Source organism: Gordonibacter massiliensis (ex Traore et al. 2017), assembly GCF_019731765.1.
Lineage (GTDB): Bacteria > Actinomycetota > Coriobacteriia > Coriobacteriales > Eggerthellaceae > Gordonibacter > Gordonibacter massiliensis.
Genome location: NZ_JAASIO010000001.1, coordinates 664,497 through 686,431, shown reverse-complemented (window position 1 = coordinate 686,431; position 21,935 = coordinate 664,497). Strand labels below are relative to the sequence as shown.

Genomic DNA, 21,935 nt, shown 5'->3' with positions numbered 1-21,935 from the left:
CCTTCCTCCTAGGTCGTATAAACCGCAAAGCACCGTCTCGTAGGAGACGCAAGCCGCCGCTCGCCGCCTTGGGGCTGTATCAAAAGCTTCGTTTTCGCTCATCGCGTAGGGCAAGGGCTCTGCCCTTGCCGCTCGACAAGCGACGTTTCCCCGGTAAACGGCAAGGGCAGAGCCCTTGCCCTAGGTGTTTTGGCAACTTTTGATGCAGCCCCATCGACCGGCAAAACCGCCGCTTCCCAAAACCTCGACGCAATCCCGCGAAAAACACCCGTCGATCCGCTCGATACGCCCGCTCCGCCTAAAACCCGTTCGCCAATTCCAACAGCACCGGACCCAGCACCAGCAGCAGCATGGCCGGCAGGATGAGGGCGCCCGTGGGCATCATCATCTTCACCGGAGCCTTGGCCGCCCGCTCCTCCATGCGCGCCCGATGCTCGGCACGCGCCTCGGCCGCCGCCGCTTCGAGGCTCTCGGCCAGCGACGATCCGAACCTCAAAGACCGCACCGCGTTCTCTACGACGCGCGCAAGCGCCTCGGAGTCGTACGAGGCCGCCAGCTCGCGCAGCGCCTCGTCGCGCGTGGACAACCCCAACGACCACCGTCTGCGGGCCGATGCGCACGCCAGGGCGAGGGGCGTGGCGAAGTGCATGCCGTACAGCTCGAAGCTGCGGTCGAACGACAACCCTCCGCGCAGACCCAGCGCCACCACTTCCAGCATTTCCGACAGGTCGCGCTCAACCTCCTGGGCACGGCGCCGTTCGACCGAGCGCACGGCCCAGCGCGGCGCCAGAGCGCCCGCCAGCAGCCCCGTTGCGCCCAACAACAGCGCGAGCTCGTTCGACAGCATCGCCCCTGCAAGCGCTCCGCCAAGCGCGAATGCGAGCGCCATGCGCACCCGGCTCTCCCGGTAGCCCTCCCAGCTCACCTTGGCAGCGAGGCCCGCTTTCCGCACATGCGCGGCGAACCAGGCGCTCACGCGTCCGGAGCACTCGACGCCTGGCCCGTCCCGCCGAACGCGCGGCCGCGCCCGCGGGGTGACGGGGCGCGTCGCCCCGAACGCCATGCGCCGGCTCAAGCCCACCGCATAGCGCACCACCGCGCCGGCGCATCCGCCCGCATCATCTCCGGCAACGCCGCCTCCGGCCGCGCGGCCGAACGCCGCCTGGCGCCGCGCGGCCGCTTGGCGCCCCCGCATCGCGGCCTGGGCGAGGATCGTCCCGGCCGCGGCGGCGAAGGCGCAGGCTGAAACCGCCCATCCGCCAGCCCCGCTCACGACGCCGCCCCCACGGCCAGCACGCGCCGCACCATGCCCACGCCCGCGGCCTGCATGCCCAGGGCCAGCCCCAGCAGCGCGAACCCGGCCGGACTGGCGAAGAACGGCGCCAGGAAGTCCTCGCTCACCAAAGAGAACACCGCCACCAACGCGAACGGCATGATGCTCACCACCTGGGCCGAGAGGCGGGCCTGGGCCGTCTGCACCTTGAGCGACCTCTTGAGGGCGAGCTCTCCCTCCACCGAATCGCGCGCGGCGTCAAGCACCTGCCTCATACTGCCGCCCGTCTGGTGCTGCACGTCCAGCGCCACGGCGACGAACGCGAGCTCGGAAGCGCCGGAGCCCCGCTTGACGTCCTCGAGCGCCTGCTCGGCGCTCCCGCCCGCCTCCAGCACGTGGGCCGCATGCGCGAACACGGTGCGCAAAGGCCCGCTCGTCTCGCTCGCCACCTGGGACAGCGTCTGCTGCAGCGACAAGCCCGCCTCGAAGCACGTGCCCATCGACCGAAGCACGTCGGGCACCGCGTCCCGAACGCCCTCGCGACGACGGTCGCATTGCGACCGAACGCGCCACCCCGTCGCCACCAGCGCGCAGGCCACGGCGGCAAGAGCGCCGACGACGCTCCGCGTTGCGGCGAGAGCCGCCAATCCGAGCGCCGCGCACGCCGCAACGACGCATGAGAGCAGCGCGCGTTCGGTGGTGACGTAGCGACGCTCGGCCAGCAGACGCACCGCGTCGTCGGCGAACCGCCTCACGCGCGCGCTCCGCAGCAACGCCTCGGCAAGCGGCGCCGTCAACGCGAAGCCGTTGCGCACCCGCCATGCCAAACGCCCGGACCGGGGCGCGTCGGGCCCGCACGCGACGGACGCCGCGTCGCGACGGCTCGGCACGGCAGATCGCAAACCCGAGGCCAGCAGCGTCGCCGCGGCGAACGCGAGGGCCAGGCTCAGGCCGCCAAGCAGCATGCGCGCATCCACGCCTCCACCTCCCCGAGCCGTGCGCAGCCGCGCGCCGGCAGGTCGGCCGTCCATGACGGCGCGGCCGACCATCGGCCGCAATCCTCCGTTTCGCCCCGCTTGAACAGGGGCTCCGCAACGCAGCGCCGACTATCGCGATCGAAGGAGAGCGCCACGACCTCCGCGATGCGCCGCGAGCCGTCCAGTGCGCGGGCCATCTGCACCACCACGTCGATGGCGCTGGCGATGTTCGCCTCGATCACGTCCACAGGCAGATCGGCGCCATAGCGCACCATCGTGGTCAGACGCGCCACCGACTCCTCGGGCGAGTTCGCATGCAGCGTGGTGAGCGATCCGTCGTGACCGGTGTTCATGGCCTGCAGCATGTCGAGGGCCTCCGCCCCGCGGCACTCGCCCACCACGATGCGGTCGGGCCGCATGCGCAACGCGTTCGTCACCAGATCGCGGATGGTCACCTCGCCGAGCCCCTCCGCGTTGCGCGAACGCGCCTCGAGGCGCACCACGTGCGGGTGCTCCAAAAACCGCAATTCGGCCGAATCCTCAATCGTGATGATGCGCTCCTCGTGCGGGATGACGCACGACAGCGCGTTCAGCAGCGTGGTCTTGCCCGAGCCCGTGCCGCCCGACACGGCCACGCTCTTGCGCGCCCGCACCGCCCACACCAGAAACGTGCGCATGGCCGCGTCGAACGACCCGCCGGCCTCCATGTCCTCCAAGGTCATCACGCGGCGCGCGAACTTCCTGATGGTGAGCGCCGAGCCGTCCAGCGCCAGCGGCGGGATGACGGCGTGCACGCGGTGCCCTTGTGGAAGACGGGCATTGACCATGGGAGACGATTCGTCGATGCGCCGGCCCAAAGGCCCCAGCACGCGGTCGATGAGCGCGCGGAGCTGTCCTTCGTCGTCGAACGCCCGGTCGCTGCGGAACAGGCGTCCGTCCTGCTCGAAGAACACGTTCCGGGGACCGTTCACCATGACCTCCGTGACGGTGTCGTCCGCCAGCAGGCCCTCCAAAGGGCCGAAGCCGAACACCGCGTCGACGAGCTCTCCTTCGAGGCGCGCACGGCGCTCCGGCGAGACGGCGGCCCAATCAGGCCCCTCGAACACGCGGCGGCAGGCGCTGCGCACCTCGTTGCGAGCCCGCTCGGGATTCTCGGCCTGCAAGGCCGCCACTTCATCGGCCGACACGAGCGCCTGCACCTGGTCTCTCAACGCATCGAGCCCGGGAGCACTCCGCAGCCCGTCGCGCGGCCCCACCCCGTTTCCCGCCTGCTGCACCCGCTCTAACAGGGACATGGCTAGCCCCTCCTTCCTCCGCGTCGGCGGTTCCTGCCGAACCGTCGCTCCGCCCGTCCGGCACTCGGCTCCGCCACGCTCAGCGTGCGGCCCTCGCAACCGGGCAGAACGTCCACTAGCACATGCTCCAAACTCGTGCACAGATCGTTCTTCGCGGCGATGAGGTCGAGGGGTTGCCCGGCGCCCATGAGCTCCTCGACCTCGCCCCCGCCCTCGCGCAGCTCCACGGCGGCCGCACCGCGCAGGGCGCACGACACGTCGATGGACGTGAGCGGAGCGCCCTTGGCGCAGCGGTTCGCCGCGAACAGGAACGGCCCCGTGGCGATGCCGCACCGTGCGCACAGCTCCAGCGCGTGCCGGCACGCGCGCAGCGACGACGGCCGTTGGTCCACCAGGAACAGCGCCTTGGAGCAGCGCTCCAGCAGCAGCGCGTGCTCCTCGGCCCACGAGGCCCCCGTGTTCGCCACGATGACGTCGAAACGGCCTTGCAGCTCGTCCAGCAGGCGCGGCGCCTCCCGCACCACCGCCTCCGCGTCTTCGAGCCGCTTCGGTGCGGCCAGCACGGCGGGCACGAGCCCGTCGGGCGCAAGCGACGCGATGCGGGCTGGCGCAGCCAGGGCCTCGTCCACGCCGAGCGCGTTCGGCACACCCGACAGCTCGTGCACGTCGCCGAAGCGCAGGTCGAAGTCGAGCAGCAGCGTGCGGTACCCCAAACCCTGCGCGAACAGCGCGGATAGCGTCGAAACCGTGCTCTTGCCCGCTCCGCCGCTGCCGCTGACCACCGGCAGCACGAACGCCCGGCGGCTCGCGGCGACCGCCGGTCTCCCTGCAGCCGGGGCCGGCGCGACGCGCGCGGCGCAACGCGGCTCGGATCGATCGGCATCCACGCCTTCTTCGCATCGCAGATCGCCCGCTCCCGCACCTGTCCCCCGCCACGAGCCGTGTGCGCTCGAACCCCTTTCGAGGCGCGGCGCGGGCGTACGTCCCTGGAAACCTCCGTCGGAAGGCGGCCAGCGCACGTCGCCGGGTGCTCCTTCGGAGCCTGCGACGAACCCTCCCCGGGGCCCTTCGCCCGTCGCGTCCACGTGCTTCCGCTTCATCTGCGCATAGCGGTCGACGAACGCCTGGCGCGTGAGCGACGCGTCGATGCCGGCCGCAGCCGCGCGGCTCATCAGCGATCCCGTGCCCTCGAACGCCAACAGGCATACGCGCAAATCGGCGCGATCCCGTTTGAGGGCGGCGGCCAGGTTGATGGGCTCCACGTCGTCGCATCCCGCCACCCACGCCTCGCTCACGCTGCGATCGCCGCGCAGGAACCGCCGCGCGTCCTCGCCCGACGTGAACAGGCGGAGCCATTCCTGCCGAGCCAGATTCTCGCCCGCGAGCCCGATGAGGTCGGGTCGCCGGATGCTCTCGGCATCGGCGCACAGCGCCACAGACGACGTCATCGCGACCCCTCCGCTCCAGCGTCCGCCCGGCTTTCCGCTTTCCCGGAACCGCCCGACCCGCCGTCGGCGGCGGGCAGCGCGAAGTACAGCTCCGCCTTGCGCGACGCCGCGATGATCTCCTGCACCGATTCCGGCTCCACGGCCACGGTCACCCACGTCACGTCGGCCGAAGCCGCACCGTCCGCGGCGCTCGAGCTCGTGGCCAGCACCAGCACGTCGCGTGCCACGGCCGCCGTGGACGTGTCGCCCGAAGCGTACAAGTCCGCCCGCGCGCCCGGGGCCAGCGCCCCGCCCACGGCCTGCACCGTTTTCGCCGGAACGCTCAGCGCTGCGAGCCCTGCGGGCACGTCCACCGTCGCCGAAGCCTCGCCGAACCGCTTGAGCGACACCACCTCGCCGGCCAGGATGGAGGACGTGGCCGTGCGTCCCACCACGTCAGATGCGGCACGGGCCGCGTCTGCGGGCAGCAGGTCGGCCACCCACAGCTTCGTTTCGATCGCCGCCGCGTCCACTTTCTCGCCCGCAGCCACGTCGCGTCGCGCCACGCACACCTCCACCTGCTCCCCTCCGTAACGGGAGAGCGCCTCCGCGCGGGCGGCTTCCGCGTCGCCCCGCACGCTTTGCACATAAGCGAACACGCATGCCGCGCACAACACGCCGCAGGCGATACCCGCTATCGTCGTCTTCCTTCGTTTCATCGCTGCCTCCGCATCTGGGATTCCGTGCCCCCAGTATGCATCCGCGACCTTGCCCGGGAACCGTTGCCGCACCCCACGCGAAACCGCGCCGACCTTGCACGTTTCCAACGCCTCGACCGTCCCGACCTTGCACGCGGCCAACGCGAATCAAGCGCATATCCAACGGAAATCAAACGAGGGGATCGAAATGCCTGATGGCGCAAAAATAAAAAGCGAATTCGCCCGCGAAAAAAGCACGGTGGAAAACCCGTCGCGGCAAGGAGCGCGCTTCTTCGCGCGCCCGGCCGTCAAGGTCCTTTCCCTTCGAAAACGCGTCGCGCAACGCGCACGCACCTCAGTAGGTCCGTCCGCCCGAGCGCCCCGGGTCTCTTGCGGCTGGCCGAAACGCAGCCTCGTCCAAAGCTCGGCGCCCCCTTTTGCCGAGACGAAAGCACGGTTTCCAAAGCACGCGCGCCCAAGCCGCGTTGCACGAAGCCGCGTTCTGTGGGAGAATGAACGCTCTGCCGCCGCAAGGCGCAGATCAAGGGCGATTGGCGCAGCGGGAGCGCAGGTGCTTTACACGCACAAGGTCAGCGGTTCGAATCCGTTATCGCCCACCACGCGCAAAAAGGCCGCAAGCCCGAAACGGCTTGCGGCCTCTTCTTCATCGGCCTGAAAACCGGGCTGTTGCCCGAAACGGCGCCGACCCCCTGCCGGAGAAGCTCCCCGAAGCGCTACTCCCCTGCGAGCGGCGTGGGCACGGAGTACGCGCGCGCCTGGTATTCCTTGTCCAAGTCGTAGAGCGCCTTGGCGTCGGTGCCGAACAGCTTCATCTTCGTGATCATGTCCTCGGCGTTCGCCTCTTCCTCCATCTGCTCCTCGATGAACCAGTCCAAGAACTTCATGGTGCGGTAGTCCCTGGCGTCGTGGGCGGCGGCGTAGATGTCGTTGATGAGGGACGTGACGTACTTCTCGTGCTCGAGCGCGGCCTCCAGCGGCTCCAGATAGGTCGAGAACGTCTTGTCGGGCTGGTCGATGGCCTTCAGCTTCACGGAGCAGCCGTTGTCCAGCAGGTACTTGCGGAATATCAGGGCGTGGTCGCGCTCTTCGGCCGTCTGGATCATGTACCAATTGGCGAAGCCCTTGAGCCCTTCGTCCTCGTAGTAGTCGGCGAAGGACATATACAGGTAGGCGGAATACAGCTCCTTGTTGATCTGATCGTTCAGTAGTTCGTACACATGCTTGTCCATGATTCCTCCTAGGAAGTCGGCCGCGCGCCCGCCGACGACACGGCAACCATCACTGTCGAAATCAATGATACCCCCACCGCGAGACAAGGGGAAACGATGGACGAGCGGTCATCCAAAATCAGCACAGGAACCGCGCGAAGCACCTCCCTCGCAGGCAGGGCCCCGCCGCATGCAGGGCCGCGCCGAAAGCACCGCTCGGCGCCTTCGAACGAAACCCGAACGCACTGTCGGCCCAAAAACGCGGAATTCGGCCCCGAAACGCGTTTTCGGGCCGACAGTGAGCAGCCGTCAGTCCCCGCCCGCCAGCGCGTCGTCGTCGCACGCCGGCTCGGCTGCCGGCGCGTTCGCACCCGCCTCCAAGCCCGCCTCCCGGCGCAGCTTCGCCAAGCGCCACGCCTCGGCAACGAGCACGGCCGCCAGGTACGCCACCAGCAGCACCAGGGCGACGCCGCGCGAAGCGTCCGATCCCAGCAGTTGGAACGTCAGCATCCCCAAGGCCATGCTGGCCGCGCAGCTCGCGCAGAAGGCCGCGAACATCTTCGAAAAACCGACCTCAGAGCTCTTGGCCGACCAGAACAGCACCACGAGCCCCAGCACGTTGAGCACGGCGATGCCCACGTACGACAGCGCCGAGAGCACCGTGCTGTTCGCAGCCGGGAACACGGCCGCGAGCGCCGGAGCCGCGAGCATGATGGTGGCCGCAACCGGCAGCGCCACGCGATAGAACGTCTCGAGCATGCCGCCCGAAACCTCGCGCACGCGCGTCGCCACCTGCCACGCCACCAGCGCGACCAGCAGGTACGGCAAAGGCTTGGGCACGACCCCCAAGCCCAAGCCCGAGGCGAGCGGCCAGAACGTCAGGCCTATGACGAAGAAATTGAACATGAGGCCCGCCACGGCGGCCCATCCCTGCCGCATGACCTGCCATATGGTGACGCTGGGCACCCAGTTCTCGTCGACGTCGCGCAACCCGGCGCGAATCTCGTCGGCGCGCACGATGTCGCTGGCCAGCAACGGCAAGCCGCCGCTCAGCACCAGCACAAGCAGCCCCAGGCAGAACAGGAACGGCGACCCGGCGTGCATCATCACGAACCACCAGCACGAACCCAGCAAAAAGGACAGCCCCGTGCTGAGCAGCGCCCCTTGGAACGTGAACGAACGGTAGTAGCGACCCCATTGGCGCAGCAGGCACGTCAGCCCGAAGCCCAAAAGCGCGCCCGAGCACACGGCCGACATCAACGCCGGCAGCGCGTCGAGGAACAGCGCGAAGCCGACGCCCGCACCGGCGCTCGCCAACCCCACGCCAATGGACCAACGGCGCTGCTCGTCGTCGTGCGCCGACACGGCAACGGCCAGGCACAGCACCACCGCTCCCCCCAGAAACGCGCAGGCGAACGGCCCCGCGGCGGCGGACTTCTCGAACGCGAAAAGCAGGATGTTGTCGGCATGCAGGCACAGCGCGATGCACGCGAGCACGCAGGAGAGCGCCAAGCTCACCGGTGACCATGCGCGGGCAGATGCCTTCATCGTAAACGTCGTCCCTTCTTCATTCGAACTTTTCATTATAAGGTAAGCGAGCATCTCTCTCGCGGTCATTCCGAAATCAAAATCAAACCGAAATCAGTCTATTGTAAACTATGTGGTTTCGCGCCGGCTTCGCTCGCTCCCGATCCGGCACGTCTAAAATGTTTACCGTAAGTACCTTGCGTGTTCACCAGATGTTATCACCGGCGCCCGATCGCCCGCCCCTCGGACTGCCGAAAACGAAAGGCAGTTCCATGCTCCAACTGCTCAATATACGGAAATCGTACACCACCGGCACGTTCACCCAAGTCGCGCTCGACGACGTGTCCATCTCGTTCCGCGACAACGAGTTCGTTGCCATACTCGGCCCCTCCGGGTCGGGCAAGACCACGCTGCTGAACATCGTGGGAGGCCTCGACCACTACGACTCGGGCAACCTCGTCATCGACGGCATATCCACCGAGCAGTACAAGGACCGCGACTGGGACGCCTACCGCAACAACCGCATCGGCTTCGTGTTCCAAAGCTACAACCTCATCCCGCACCAAACGGTGCTGTCCAACGTGGAGCTGGCGCTCACGCTGTCCGGCGTGTCGCACGCGGAGCGCCGCGAGCGGGCCGTCAAGGCGCTCGAGGAAGTGGGTTTGGGCGAGCACGTGGACAAGAAGCCCAGCCAGCTGTCCGGAGGCCAGATGCAGCGCGTGGCCATCGCCCGCGCCCTCATCAACGACCCCGAGATCCTGCTGGCCGACGAGCCCACCGGCGCCCTCGACTCGAAAACCAGCGTGCAGGTCATGGACCTGCTCACCGACATAGCCAAAGACCGCCTGGTCATCATGGTCACGCACAACCCGGAACTAGCCGAGCAGTACGCGAACCGCATCGTGAACCTGTCCGACGGCGTCATCCGCTCGGACTCCAACCCCTACGACCCCACGGCCCAGGAGATGCACGAGAGCGAGAAGCCCGTGCGCAAGACGGGCATGTCGTTTTTCACCGCACTGGCGCTGTCGTTCAACAACCTCATGACGAAGAAGGGCCGCACGCTCATGACGGCATTCGCCGGCTCCATCGGCATCATCGGCATCGCGGCCATCCTGGCTTTGGCCAACGGCGTGAACAACTACATCAAGTCCGTCGAGGAGGACACGCTGTCGGAGTACCCGCTGCAAATACAGAGCACCGGCTTCGACATGACCTCCATGATGCTGGGCGCGGCCGCAGGCGGTGCAGGGGGCGGCTCCGAAGGATCGTCCGAGGAGAAGAGCGGCGGCGATGACTCGGTGCGCGTGGTCGAGATGGTCACGAACATGTTCTCGAGCATCGGCTCGAACGACCTGGCCTCGCTCAAGGAATACTTCGACAGCGGCGAGAGCGACATCGACAAGTACACGAACGCCATCGAGTACTCCTACAACGTGGCCCCGCAGATATACAGCTCGAACACCGAGAAGATCCGCCAGGTCAACCCCGACAAGTCGTTCTCGGCGCTCGGCCTTGGCTCCACGACCAGCTCCAACAGCCTCATGTCCATGTCCATGTCGACCGACATGTTCTCCGAAATGCCCAGCGACCCCGGCCTGTACGAATACCAATACGACGTGAAGGCCGGCCGTTGGCCCGAGAACCATGACGAATGCGTGGTCGTGCTCACCGGCAACGGCAGCATGAGCGATCTCATGCTGTACACGCTGGGGCTGCGCAACACCGACGAACTCGACACCATGGTCAAGCAGTTCGCGGCCGAGGAAGAGGTCACCACGCCCACCGACATCGAGTACCCCTCGTACGAGGACATCATGGGCGTGACGTTCAAACTGGTGAAGGCGACCGACTACTACGTGCACGACGACGAGTTCGGCGTGTGGAAAGACAAGACCGACGACACCAACTACATGCGCGACCTGGTGGCGAACGGCGAGGACATCAAGATCGTAGGCGTGGTGCAACCGGCCGAGGGCGCATCGGCCACCATGCTCAGCTCGGGAATAAACTACCCGTCCTCGCTCACCGACTACGTGATCGACCAGGCCGCGGACAGCACCATCGTGAAAGACCAGCTGGCCCATCCCGACACGAACGTGTTCACCGGAAAGCCGTTCGGCGAAGAGGACGACAGCGACAGCGGCTTCAACATGGATTCCCTGTTCACCATAGACGGCGACGCCATCCAGGCGGCGTTCACCATCGACCAGAGCAAGCTGTCCGTGGACATGTCCAACGCGCTGAACCTGCAAGGCAGCCTGCAGAACATGCCCGCCGCTCCCGCGCCGAACATGGAGGAGATAGGCGGGTCGCTCAACATCGACCTGCCCGTCGACAAGGTGAGCGCGCTCATGGCCAACCTGATGCAAGGTTATGCGGGCGAGGTGCAGAAATTCTATGCCGCCAACGCCCCTTATATCGAGAACCCCAACTACGACAAAACCGATCCCGCGTCACTGCCCGTCATCCCCAATCCCAGTTACAACCCCAACGCCAAACCACCAACCGCCCAAGAATGGATGGACAGACCTGAAATCAAAGCCCAGATCATGGCCGGCATCCAGGGCATGGTCGATCAGGACGCTCTGCAAGCCCAGCTTGCCACCGCCCTGCAGGGCTACGTCCAAACCACCATGACCACCTACATGACCGCCATGGCCAGCGAGCTGCAAACGCAGGTCACCTCGGCCCTGCAGCAATCCATGAACCAGATGGCCAACAACATGGCCTCCGCCATGTCCATCGACCCCGACAAGTTCCAAGACGCCTTCAAGATGAACATGAGCGAAGAAGAGCTCGGCGAGCTCATGATGTCGATGATGGGCAAAGAGGACGCCTCGTACGACAACAACCTGAAGAAGCTGGGGTACGCCGACTTCAACAAACCGGGCGGCATCGACATCTACCCCATCGACTTCGAGAGCAAAGAGAAGGTCATCGACATCCTCGACGCCTACAACGACCGCATGACCGCGGACGGCCAGGAGGACAAGGTCATCACGTACACCGACTTCGTGGGCACGCTCATGTCCTCGGTCACCGACATCGTGAACATGATCAGCTACGTGCTGGTGGCGTTCGTGGCCATCTCGCTGGTGGTGTCGTCCATCATGATCGGCGTCATCACCTACATCAGCGTGCTCGAGCGCAAGAAGGAGATCGGCATCCTGCGCTCCATCGGTGCCAGCAAGGGCGACATCAGCCGCGTGTTCAACGCCGAGACCATCATCGTGGGCTTCACGGCCGGCGTCATCGGCATCGGCGTGACGGCGCTCGCCTGCATACCCGCCAACGCCATCGTCTACGCGAACTTCGACGTGGCGAACGTGGCCTCGCTGCCCTGGCAGGCCGCCATCATCCTCATCGCCATCAGCGTGTTCCTGACGTTCCTGGCCGGACTCATCCCCTCGAGCGCCGCCAGCCGCAAAGACCCGGTGGAAGCGCTGAGAAGCGAGTAGTGTTTTCCAGCATCCTGAAGCAAGGGGCAACCTAGCGTTGTCCCTTGCTCACTCTATCAACCCCAGCTCGCGTGCCTTTAGCACGGCGTCCATGGCGTTGTGCACGTCCAGCTTGCGGTAGGCGGCCTCCGTGTGGCTCTTCACCGTGGACAGCGACAGACCCGTCTCCGCCACGATCTCGCCGTTGCGAAGGCCCTGCGCAAGCAGCGTGAGCACGAGCGCCTGCTGGCGCGACAGCTTGACGGGCTTCTTCTTCGGCGCGATGTTCGCCGTCACGCCCGCGTGACGCTGGGCGGTGGCATGGGCGGCCAGAAGCAGGTCGTGCACGTAAGCGCGCTCCAGCGGCCCGCCGTATTCCGGCGCCGACACCTGCTTGAGCAGCCGCTTGAGCACCGGTTCCACCGAAGCGCCCTCGTCGGCCACGATGCGCACGAACCCGTACGGCGCGAGCGCCTCGAGCGCCGCCGACAGCGCCTCGCCTGCCTCGGCCTTCTTGCCGTACGCCCACAGAAGCGACGCCTTGAGCGCGCCCGCCTCGCCCACGTCGAGCGGGCGGTTGAATTCCCGGCCGAACCGATCCAGCAGGTCGAGCACGCGCAGCGCCTCCGCCCCGTGGCCCAGCGCCAAATGCGCCCGCGCCGTGGTGAAATGCTGCGACACGCGATAGAGCTCCACCTGGTCGACCTCGGTGACGAAGAACTCGTCGAGCCACGCGCGGGCCACGCGCTTGTCGGCGTCGAACAGGGCCAGCTTCGCCCGATGCGCTTTGAGGTTCGGCAGGAAGAACGGCGCCTCGCGCTCCACCAGGTCGTCCAGCTCGCCTAACACGGTGTCGGCCTCGCGCGAGCGGCCCAGCTGCCAGAGCGTCTGCTGGTGCATGACGGCCACGCACAGCCGGCCCTCCACCTTGTTGTCGGGGATCATGGCTGCCCGCGCGCGCTCGATGCCCGCGAGCGCCTCGTCCAACCGGTTGCGCTCGTAGGCGAAGCACGCCGGGATGCCCGGCTCGATGTAGCGCCACTCCTGGCCCAGCAGCAGCGAGAAGTTGCCCTCCAGCTTCCGCATGCTGTTCTTCTCCAGCGCCAGGTCGGAGTAGTCCAGGTTGCTGCGGTGCATGTAGGGCAGGTTGTGCGTGAACGACGCGATGTTCGTGGCCAGCCCCTCGGGCGTGAACCGCTTGATGAACCGGCCGAACGTGCGAAAGTGCTTCACCTTCTCCAGGATGCTCGTGCGATGGTCCACGCTGTACGCCAGAAGCGCGTACTCCATGAACCGCGAGTCGGCGCGGGCGATGCGCGGCAGGTTGCGGTACACCGCGTCCATGTGGCCCTCGAACAGCTCGCGGCGACTGGTGAGATAGGCGTGCCACGCCCCCAGAACGTGCAGCGGCGGGCACTCCTTGAAGGCGCGCTCGGGGATGCCGGCCACGAAGAACGTGTTGAGGAAGTCGGCGTACTCGGCGATGTTGCCGCGGTTGTTCTCGAACAAAAACAACAGCAGGTACGCGTCGATGCCGCGGTAGTCGCCGCTTTCCATCCAGAACCGCAGCGCGCGCGAATAGTCGCGGTGCTCGCGATAGTACGCCGCGGCCGCCTTGCACAGCGCCGCTCGATCGACGCCCTCGCTCGCGGCCTTGTCGCGCAGGAAGTCTTGGAACAGGTGGTGGTAGCGGTACGCGTCGCCATGCAGGCGGCTGAGGAACGTGTTCGTGCGGTTGAGCTCGTCCATGACGGCGCGGGCGTCGGATCGCCCCGTCAGCAGCTGCGCCAGCTCCGGGTCGAACTCGTCCACCACGGACGTGCGCAGGCAGAAATCCCGCAGAGCCGGATCCCACGCGTTCCACACCTGCGATTCGAAGTAGCTGGCGAACAGGTAGAGGCTGCTGCCCGCGTCGATCCGCCCCGTTTTGGCCACGGCGGCAACGCCGATGGCCCAACCCTCCGTGGCCACGAACGCGACGCGCGACTCCTCGGCCGTGAGCGCGCGTCCCAGGCTTTTGAAGTAGCGGCGTATCTCGTCTTCGGTGAAGCGCAGGTCGTCGGCCCCGATAAGCTGCGTCGGCTGCCGCACGACGCCGCGCAGCTCGTCGGGCAGCTCGTTGCGCGACAGCAGGAACACGGAGAACGCGCCGGGCAGCCGCTTGAGCACGGCCGGCAGCGCCTTCATGATCTCGCGGTTCGTAACGAGGTGCACGTCGTCCAGCACGAGCGCGTAGCGCTCGGCGGGCGGCTGCATCTCGGCGAGCATCATGATGACGTGCTCGACGGGAGACGCGGAAAACGACGTGCTCGTCAGAACGCGCCGCATGCCCACGTTCTCGGGTTGCACCGAGAACAGGCCCGTGGCCAGCAGTTTGAAGAACACGGTGGGGGCGTTGTCGTACCGATCGAGGCCGACCCACACCACGTTGCTCTTGCGCGCTTTCAGCCACAGCAGCGTCGAGACGGTCTTGCCGCTGCCCGCCGGCGCCCCCACGTAGCCGAACCGCAGGGCGGCGGCAGCGTCGAAACGGTCGATGAGGTCGCGGCGCGGCGCGCACACCTCCGGCAACGCCGCGGGCGTGAACTTCTCGCTCAGCATGAGCGCGCTGTCGATGGGGGGCTCCTGCTCCATAAACGCGAATCGCCTCTTCTCGCATTCGGTGCTGCATTCTTTTCCCAGAATAGCAAAGCATCCGACGGAACTTTGGCAAAACCCTCGTACCGGCCGATGTTTTCATACGTCCGACACGCGTATCGTGCTATAGAATAACCCCAAAAGTCAGGAGACCGGCCATGTCTGACACCGAGCGCATCTTCCGCCGAAACCGCGCGCGAACCCTCGCCCGCCACAGCCGCTACGCGCTGGCCTGCGTGCTCGCGTTCTGCCTCGCGCTCCTTCCGATCGCTCCCCGCATCGACTTCGGCGAACCCGCGATCGAACCGACCCGCGCCTACGCCGGCCCCGCCGAGTTCCTCACGGAGAAATTGGCCGACGAGACGATCGACTTCGTCGACGACGCCATCGTGTCGAGTTTGGATTACGCGGCCGAAAAGACGGGCTACAACCTATTCAGCAAGGCGGCCGACCTGCTCACCCTGCCTTCCGGGAAGGGCGACCGCGAGATCGAAAAGCTCTGCAACGAGATATTGAGCCAGCTCGGCGCCGTCGACCAGGACATCAAGGACCTCGGCGACCAGCTCACCAGCGAGATCCTCAAGCTGGGCGCCGTGTACTCCACCGACCAATGGGCCAACGACCGGCGCACCCTCACCGAGATGGCCCAGAAATACACCGACACCTACAACTATTACCAGCACTTCCTCGATGCGACGCAAAACTACAGCAAAGCGCAGGAGTCCGGCGACACGCAAGGCGCCGAAGGCTTCAAAACGAAGATGGAGGGATACCTGCAGAACTTCGCCGACAGCTTCGATCCCGCCAAAACGGGCGACCCCATCTCGTTCGCAAGCGACATCAGGAAGCTTGCTTCCGTATGCTGCGAGACGTATCCCAATTACGGCGTGCAGAACCCGGCTGGCAGCACGCTCCCTCAGCTGTACCTGCTGAAAGAGGCGAACGGGGTGTGCGACCAGACCCAAGCCTACGAGCATCAGAAGTTCGCGACCATCAGCGCGCAGGCCAACGAGTGCATGGAGGCCTTCGCGAAGCTCGCGTACGCGAACCGCCTGTGGGTGGACTATCAAGCCTCGCTGTCGCCCGACGGGCAGGCACCGGCCCAGTACCTCACCGAGCAGGAGACGGTCATCAACGAGACGGTGCAGGCCATCAACGACCTGGGCGCGCAGGCGGAACGCTACGCCGGCGCGCTCATGCGGCCGTACGACTTCAACGTGGACGTCGATATGTCTTACACCGAAAGAGGCTCCACGCACATGTACGGGCACTACCTCGCGTTCTCGCGGCCCATCGACCTGAACCTTTACGCCGTTTGGTCTCGCTATACCATGAGCGCCTACCAAGGCAAAGCGCTGAACGGCTCCGCGCCTTTCCTGCTCCTGAAAACCGATCACGGCGCGCTTGTTCACCGCGACCTCATCGTCTACGAGCGCGACACTATGCCCACACCCCGCGGCACCAACTATTGGGATTACTCCACCATGAACCAGGATTGGTACAATCTGGTCTCGACGTACGACTCGAACTACAGGCTCGTAGAAGGTGCGGGCGATTTCGCGGCGCTTGTCAATCCGCAGTCTTACGCGCTGTCGGGCGGACACGACCTGTTTTCGTACCTGACCGGCTATGGGGATATGGACGCGAGCTTGCTGCCGCCTTCCTCGACTACCGCGCTCATCCAGAAATGGTACCCGGCCGACAAGACCCATGACATGAGCGAGCACTTCGACCATCCCGGCATGGTGGGCAGCTGGTGCTTCACCTACGACTACGTGGCAGACCTGACGAACTACACGCTGAACCAGAGCAGCCACGAGTTGTCCAACCGCGTTAAAAACGCGAACACGAGCCCCTACCACTACGACAAGAACCTGTACGACCAGTCCATGCTGGTCATGCTCACGGGATCGAGCTCGCAAAGCCACACCATTGGCATAGAGCAGCAGCCCGACGCTAGCATAACGGTGCGCGACGACAACGGCAACGACATAGCATCGGGCTCGCATCGCCGCTCGTCCGACAAGCTCTCCATCATCCTGAACGCCGGTGATTCGTTCGAGAGCCTCGATCTGATGGACCACCGCGGCAATGTGCTGGACACGCTTTTGACCGCCGACGGGTTCAACCTGTGCGCAGACGAGCATGGGTTGGTGACGCTTTCCACGTCCATGCCCTACAAGGATTGCGTGATCCGCGTCACCACGAAGAATTCCGCGCCGAGCGAGACCGCTGACGAGTCCCTTTGCTCTATCGAAGGCGTGGTCGACGGGCAGACGTTCGCACCCGGCGACCCCATCGTGTTCTCGGCCGAGGGAGCCAACGTCGAAGCCGATCATGCCTGGGGCGCCGCGCGGCTGCGACCTTCCTCGTGGCGCATCGAATCGCTGAGCGACGGCGGCATCGTCGAAGTGGCCGACGGAGCCTGGTCGGCGCATCCTTTCGAGGCGCTGTTGGCCACCGGCGGCTTGAACGAGGGCATGTACCGGATCGTGGTGACGTTCGCGCGAGAGCGCTCCGAGGACGGCGTATGGATCGACATGGGGGCACCCTACCGCCTCGGGCGCTCGTTCACGCTCGCAAGCGCGCCCGTCGAACCCGAGCCGGCTCCCGGCGCTCCCGACAACGCCGGGCCTGCGCAGGGCGGCAGCGCCCTCGCGGCAACGGGCGACCCCCTCCCGCTCGTCCCGTTCGTCGGCATCGGCATCTTCTCGCTCATCGCGTGCGCGGCAGCGGCTTTCGCCTGCGCACGCCGAAACCAACCGGCAACGCGCAACGATCGACGCGCCGCCCGACGGTGACGCCGAAGCGCCGGCACCTTTTGTCCCCTTCGAGAGAAAGGCCCATCATGACCCGACATCCCCACGCGCTCGACCGCCGCACCTTCGTGACCGGGGCGTTCGCCACCGGCGCGCTCGTGGCCGCGGGAAGCGCCCTGTGCGGCTGCGTCGCCGCAGGAGCCGGAACCGGCGGCGCATCCGCCGGCAAAGCCGCGCTCGACAGCCTGAACGCCGACGTGAAGCCCGCGACCGACGCCACCGTCGAAGCCAACGAGGGCGTGTACGCCCTGCTCGACTTCTCCGATGAGACCGAGCGCGAGTTCGCCTCGCGCGGCCTCATCGCCGCGCCCGATACGCTGGAGATCACCGGCGAAGACGGCAAGGTGGTGTGGAGCCAGAAGGCCTACGCGTTCCTCGACGGCGCGGGCAACGCCGGCGACGTGGACGAAACGAGCGCGGCATTCGACGCGGACGGCACCGGCCCTGCCGACGCGCCCGACACCGCCAACCCCAGCCTCTGGCGCAACGCCCAGATCAACCACCTCTACGGCCTGTTCGAGGTCGTGGACGGCATCTACCAGGTGCGCGGCTACGACATGACGAACATCACCTTTGTCCGCGGCGACACGGGCTGGATCGTGTTCGATCCGCTCATGAGCTGCGAGTGCTCGCGCGCCGCGTTCCATCTGGTCACCGACAACCTGGGCGAGCGCCCGGTGACGGGCATCGTGATGAGCCACCCCCACGTGGACCACTACGGCGGCATCAAGGGCATCGTGTCCGAGGAGGAGGTGGCCGCACGCGCCATCCCCATCATCGTGCCGCAGGGCTTCGCCGAGCACGCCGTGGCCGAGAACGTGTACGCCGGCAACGCCATGGGGCGGCGCGCAGGCTATCAGTACGGCACGTTCCTGGAAGCCTCGCCCACCGGCAAGCTGTCCATCGGCATCGGCATGGGGCAGTCCACGGGCACCGTCTCCTACCTCGCGCCGAACGACATCGTCACGACGACGGGCGAGACGCGCACCGTCGACGGCGTGACCATGGAGTTCCAGATGACGCCCGGCACCGAGGCCCCCGCCGAGATGAACACGTGGTTCCCCGGCTACCGGGCGCTGTGGGTTGCCGAGAACTGCACGGCCACGCTGCACAACCTGTACACCCTGCGCGGCGCGGAGGTGCGCGACGGCAACGCCTGGGCGAACTACCTCATGGAAACGCTCGCGCGCTACGGCAGCGAGGCCCAGGTCACGTTCCAGGCGCACAACTGGCCGCATTGGGGCGCGGACTTCATCCGCGACTACCTCACGAACACCGCCGCCCTGTACAAGTTCATCGCCGACCAAACGCTGATGTACGTGAACCAAGGCTACACGGCCAACGAGATAGCCCACCTGATCGCGCTGCCCGCGGCGCTGGAGAAGAACTGGTACACGCGCCAGTACTACGGCACGGTGTCGCACAACGCGAAGGCCGTGTACCAGAAGTACATGGGCTGGTACGACGCGAATCCCGTGCATCTGGCCGCCCTGCCCCCGGCAGAGTCGGCCAAGAAGTTCGTGGAATACTTCGGCGACGTGGACGCGGTGCTGGCGAAAGCCGCGCAGGACTTCGAAGCGGGCGCGTACCAATGGGTGGCCGAGGTGACGAACCTCGTGGTGTTCGCCGACCCCGGCAACCGAGCCGCTCGCCTGCTGTGCGCCGACGCGCTGGAGCAGCTGGGCTTCCAGGCGGAATCGGGCCCCTGGCGCAACGCCTACCTCACCGGTGCGAAGGAGCTGCGCGACGGCGTGGACGCCGATCCGAAGTACCAGGCAACCGGCAGCTCGGACATCCAGCGCGCCATGACGCCCGCCATGATGCTGGACTACCTGGGCATCCTGCTGGACGCGAACGCGGCCGAGAACCTGAACCTCACCGTGAACCTGGCGTTCACCGACGAGGACCCCTACCTGCTCACCGTGCGCTCGGGCGTCGTGCTGTACGAACGGGGCACGCAGGCGGCGGACGCCGACGCCACGCTCACGATGCCGCGCCTGGGCATGTTCGCCATCCTCAACCGCGATGCCGACGCGCAAGCTGCTTCGATCGCCGTCGAAGGGGATCAGGACGTCATCGCCAAGCTCACCGAGCACCTGGTCGCGTTCGATTTCTTCTTCAACATCGTGGAACCGTAAGGAAGGAGGACGGGAAGGATCGCGAGCGCCCTAGTCCCCCTCGCCGAACAGCAGCCGGAAGATGTAGCGCGTGATGGTGGCGCGACGCACCACGCCCACCAGCACGCCCTGCTCGTCGACCACGGGTATCTTCTTGTACTTGCGCTTGCCCAGGATGTCGGCCACGCTGCCGATGGACTGGTCGGGCAGCACGCACAGCACCTTCTTCGTGGCCAGCTCCATGACGTTGCGGTCTTTGAGGGCGCGCGCCTTGTCCTCGAACGACTCGTTGTCGTACAACAGCATGGTGGAGTAGCCGCTGAAGATGGAACGCGTTTTCTGCTCGGCCACGGCCTTCATGATGTCGCCGTCGCTGATGAAGCCCACCACCCGGTCGTCCTCGTCCACCACCGTGATGCCGCTCGTGCCCTTCTCGCTGAATATCTGCACGACCTCGCCGAGCGTCTGGTCGTAGCGGCAGGTGTAGGCCTCCTGCTCCATGATGTCTTTCACCGGTTGCTTCATAAGGCTGCTCCCTCGGGGGTCTCGTGCGCGACGGGCGGCTGGGCGCCTCGCGCGGTTTCGCCGACACGTGCGGTTTTCGACGCCGGCGTCGCTTCGGCAAGGTGCGCCGCGACCTCGTCGTCGGCCACCGTCGAATCCGGCACCAGCTCGATGCTCGCCGCGCCGCGCTGCTCCGGCTTGCGGCGGTTGTGCACTTTCAGCAGGGCAAGCACGAGCGCCACGGCGGCGATGGCGGCCGAAACGCCGTAGGCCACGTCGATGCCGACGGCGGTGGACTGCACGGGGCCGGCTTCGGCGTTGGCCGCCGTCACCATCGTCATGATGGTGACGATGAGCGCCGTGGAGATGGCGCCGCCCACCTGGCGGCCGGTGTTGGAGATAGCGTTGCCGTGCGCTATCTGGTCGTTCTCAAGCGAGTTGAGGCCCCAGGTGGTGATGGGCATGTTGGCCAGCGTCAAACCCGACGACTGAATGATGTAGGCGCACACCAAGTACCAGATGGCCGTGGTCGACCCCACGAACGCGAGCGCCAACATGGAACCGAACAGCCCGGTCAGGCCCACGACCGCGATGACGCGCGGCCCGAACTTGTCGAACAGCATGCCGCTCACGGGGCTCAGGAAGATGGTGCACACCGCGCCCGGCGTCATGAGGATGCCGGTTTCGAACGCCGTCAACCCCAGCACGTTCTGCAGGTAGATGGGCAGGATGACGCTGCCCACGGAAAGCGCCGAGTTGATGACCGTGACGATGATGGCCGAGTAGGCGAACGTCGGGCGCTTCAGCACGCGCAGCTGCAGCAGCGGCTCGTCGATATGCAGCTGGCGCCGCACGAACCACACGAGCGCGACCACGCCCACGATGATGGGCAAGATGACCAGGGGGCTTCCCCACCCCAGCGTGCTCGCGCTGGAGAACCCGTACAACAGGCCGCCGAAGGCCACCGTGGACAGCAGGATGGAGGGCACGTCGAGGTGCGGCCGCTTGAGCTCGCCCACGTTCGACAGCAAGAAGAAGCTCACTGCCAGCACGATCACGGCCAGCGGCAGCATGGCGCCGAACATGGCGCGCCATCCCATGGCGTCGATGATGCCGCCCGCCACCACGGGGCCGGCGGCCGGCGCGCAGCTCATGACGATGCCGGACATGCCCATGGCCGTGCCGCGCTTCTCGGGCGGGAAGATGAGCATGGGCACCACGGCCACGAGCGGCAACTGCACGCCCGCTCCGGCCGCCTGCAAAACGCGCCCCACGATGAGCACGGGGAACGACGGAGCCACCGCGCAGAGCGCCGTGCCCACGATGAACGCGAGCATGGACGCGAAGAAGAGCTTGCGCGTGGGGAACCGGTCGATAAGAAACCCGCTGACGGGAACCATGATTCCGTTCACCAGCAAATAGATGGACGTCACCCACTGCGCCGTGCCGGCCGTGATGTCGAACGTCTCCATGAGCTTCGGCAGCGCCGGGGACAGGACGGTCTGGTTCAAGATGGCGAGGAACGCGCCGGCCAGCACGACGCCGATGATGGTGAGCTCCTTGCGCGTGGCCTTGTGCTGCTGCGCGGCCACCGGTTGTTCTGCTTTCAAAACTTGGTCACTGCCTTTCTTCGGGAAGATCAGGCGCCGACAAGGCGTGCGTAGGCGCCTTCGAACGGCGATCGAACGGAACGCACGGCGGTTCGCCTGCGCGGATGCTCGATCGCGTCGTGCGCCAACGGCCTTGCGGGCCCTATGCGGTTGGAAAGATTGGTGGGGTTCGAAGAAAGCTGCCGCTTACCACAGCATGTTCGAACGGGACGTCGTCGCCTCGGCGCGACGCAGGGGGAAGGCCGTCATCAGAGGAACCCCTTCCACATACCTGCCTGCACGGGTTCTGCGGCATCGTGCCGCATCAAAGCTTCGCCGCGAAGCGCCGTCATGCCGTCTCACCCCCGTAGTTGCGCGCGCTGGAAGCGCGCTTTCTCGTCTC

Annotated in this window: 13 protein-coding genes and 1 tRNA gene; 4 read left to right on the top strand and 10 right to left on the bottom strand. The window is 66.4% G+C overall.

Going from position 1 to position 21,935, the window contains the following annotated elements; translation table 11 throughout:
* Positions 1-298: 298 nt before the first annotated feature.
* Genes HCH03_RS16735 through cpaB form a run of 5 tightly spaced genes read right to left on the bottom strand, consistent with a single transcriptional unit; the run spans position 299 to position 5,691 of the window.
* The gene (locus tag HCH03_RS16735; RefSeq protein WP_368042407.1) at positions 299-1,273 is read right to left on the bottom strand and encodes a type II secretion system F family protein; all 975 of its coding nucleotides are present in this window, start codon (positions 1,271-1,273) and stop codon (positions 299-301) included.
* On the bottom strand, positions 1,270-2,250 hold the full coding sequence (locus HCH03_RS02780) for a type II secretion system F family protein (protein WP_221688256.1): 981 nt from the start codon (positions 2,248-2,250) through the stop codon (positions 1,270-1,272). The genes HCH03_RS16735 and HCH03_RS02780 overlap by 4 nt, the downstream gene beginning before the upstream one ends.
* On the bottom strand, positions 2,220-3,545 hold the full coding sequence (locus HCH03_RS02775; RefSeq protein ID WP_221688255.1) for a CpaF family protein: 1,326 nt from the start codon (positions 3,543-3,545) through the stop codon (positions 2,220-2,222). The genes HCH03_RS02780 and HCH03_RS02775 overlap by 31 nt, the downstream gene beginning before the upstream one ends.
* 2 nt (positions 3,546-3,547) lie before the next feature.
* Positions 3,548-4,993: an AAA family ATPase gene (locus HCH03_RS02770; protein WP_221688254.1), complete on the bottom strand. Its 1,446-nt coding sequence runs from the start codon at positions 4,991-4,993 to the stop codon at positions 3,548-3,550.
* Positions 4,990-5,691 carry a Flp pilus assembly protein CpaB gene (cpaB, locus tag HCH03_RS02765; RefSeq protein ID WP_080144399.1) on the bottom strand — a complete coding sequence of 234 codons (702 nt, stop codon included), beginning with the start codon at positions 5,689-5,691 and terminating at the stop codon, positions 4,990-4,992. The genes HCH03_RS02770 and cpaB overlap by 4 nt, the downstream gene beginning before the upstream one ends.
* A gap of 524 nt (positions 5,692-6,215) precedes the next feature.
* Here cpaB and HCH03_RS02760 point away from each other — a divergent pair.
* Positions 6,216-6,290 (top strand) — tRNA-Val (locus HCH03_RS02760).
* Positions 6,291-6,404: 114 nt separating this feature from the next.
* Here HCH03_RS02760 and HCH03_RS02755 read toward each other — a convergent pair.
* Positions 6,405-6,920 carry a ferritin gene (locus tag HCH03_RS02755; protein ID WP_221688253.1) on the bottom strand — a complete coding sequence of 172 codons (516 nt, stop codon included), beginning with the start codon at positions 6,918-6,920 and terminating at the stop codon, positions 6,405-6,407.
* A 288-nt stretch (positions 6,921-7,208) separates the two neighbouring features.
* Positions 7,209-8,447 (bottom strand): hypothetical protein, encoded by a 1,239-nt coding sequence (locus tag HCH03_RS02750; protein WP_221688252.1) that lies wholly within the window; start codon positions 8,445-8,447, stop codon positions 7,209-7,211.
* A 251-nt stretch (positions 8,448-8,698) separates the two neighbouring features.
* Between HCH03_RS02750 and HCH03_RS02745 the strand changes: the two genes are divergently transcribed.
* Complete coding sequence (locus HCH03_RS02745) at positions 8,699-11,887, top strand: ABC transporter ATP-binding protein/permease (RefSeq protein ID WP_221688251.1); 3,189 nt, start codon at positions 8,699-8,701, stop codon at positions 11,885-11,887.
* A gap of 48 nt (positions 11,888-11,935) precedes the next feature.
* Here the strand turns inward: HCH03_RS02745 and HCH03_RS02740 are convergent, their stop codons facing one another.
* On the bottom strand, positions 11,936-14,500 hold the full coding sequence (locus HCH03_RS02740; RefSeq protein ID WP_221688250.1) for a LuxR C-terminal-related transcriptional regulator: 2,565 nt from the start codon (positions 14,498-14,500) through the stop codon (positions 11,936-11,938).
* A 161-nt stretch (positions 14,501-14,661) separates the two neighbouring features.
* Between HCH03_RS02740 and HCH03_RS02735 the strand changes: the two genes are divergently transcribed.
* On the top strand, positions 14,662-17,304 hold the full coding sequence (locus tag HCH03_RS02735) for a hypothetical protein (RefSeq protein ID WP_221688249.1): 2,643 nt from the start codon (positions 14,662-14,664) through the stop codon (positions 17,302-17,304).
* Between the two features lie 47 nt (positions 17,305-17,351).
* The gene (locus tag HCH03_RS02730; RefSeq protein WP_221688248.1) at positions 17,352-19,460 is read left to right on the top strand and encodes an alkyl/aryl-sulfatase; all 2,109 of its coding nucleotides are present in this window, start codon (positions 17,352-17,354) and stop codon (positions 19,458-19,460) included.
* A gap of 30 nt (positions 19,461-19,490) precedes the next feature.
* On the opposite strand, the gene HCH03_RS02725 is transcribed toward HCH03_RS02730, so the two are convergent.
* Positions 19,491-19,964, bottom strand: coding sequence for a CBS domain-containing protein (locus tag HCH03_RS02725; protein WP_080144392.1), 474 nt, complete (start codon positions 19,962-19,964; stop codon positions 19,491-19,493).
* Positions 19,961-21,553, bottom strand: a complete 1,593-nt coding sequence (locus HCH03_RS02720) for a DHA2 family efflux MFS transporter permease subunit (protein WP_246599480.1) — start codon at positions 21,551-21,553, stop codon at positions 19,961-19,963. The genes HCH03_RS02725 and HCH03_RS02720 overlap by 4 nt, the downstream gene beginning before the upstream one ends.
* Between the last annotated feature and the right edge of the window lie 382 nt (positions 21,554-21,935).

Excerpts from the sequence above, each read along its gene's own strand:
- HCH03_RS02745 (WP_221688251.1), top strand. The coding sequence starts at position 8,699 with ATGCTCCAACTGCTCAATATACGGAAATCGTACACCACCGGCACGTTC.
- HCH03_RS02770 (WP_221688254.1), bottom strand. The coding sequence starts at position 4,993 with ATGACGTCGTCTGTGGCGCTGTGCGCCGATGCCGAGAGCATCCGGCGA.
- cpaB (WP_080144399.1), bottom strand. The coding sequence starts at position 5,691 with ATGAAACGAAGGAAGACGACGATAGCGGGTATCGCCTGCGGCGTGTTG.
- HCH03_RS02775 (WP_221688255.1), bottom strand. The coding sequence starts at position 3,545 with ATGTCCCTGTTAGAGCGGGTGCAGCAGGCGGGAAACGGGGTGGGGCCG.
- HCH03_RS02755 (WP_221688253.1), bottom strand. The coding sequence starts at position 6,920 with ATGGACAAGCATGTGTACGAACTACTGAACGATCAGATCAACAAGGAG.
- HCH03_RS02735 (WP_221688249.1), top strand. The coding sequence starts at position 14,662 with ATGTCTGACACCGAGCGCATCTTCCGCCGAAACCGCGCGCGAACCCTC.
- HCH03_RS02730 (WP_221688248.1), top strand. The coding sequence starts at position 17,352 with ATGACCCGACATCCCCACGCGCTCGACCGCCGCACCTTCGTGACCGGG.
- HCH03_RS02725 (WP_080144392.1), bottom strand. The coding sequence starts at position 19,964 with ATGAAGCAACCGGTGAAAGACATCATGGAGCAGGAGGCCTACACCTGC.
- HCH03_RS02750 (WP_221688252.1), bottom strand. The coding sequence starts at position 8,447 with ATGAAGGCATCTGCCCGCGCATGGTCACCGGTGAGCTTGGCGCTCTCC.
- HCH03_RS02740 (WP_221688250.1), bottom strand. The coding sequence starts at position 14,500 with ATGGAGCAGGAGCCCCCCATCGACAGCGCGCTCATGCTGAGCGAGAAG.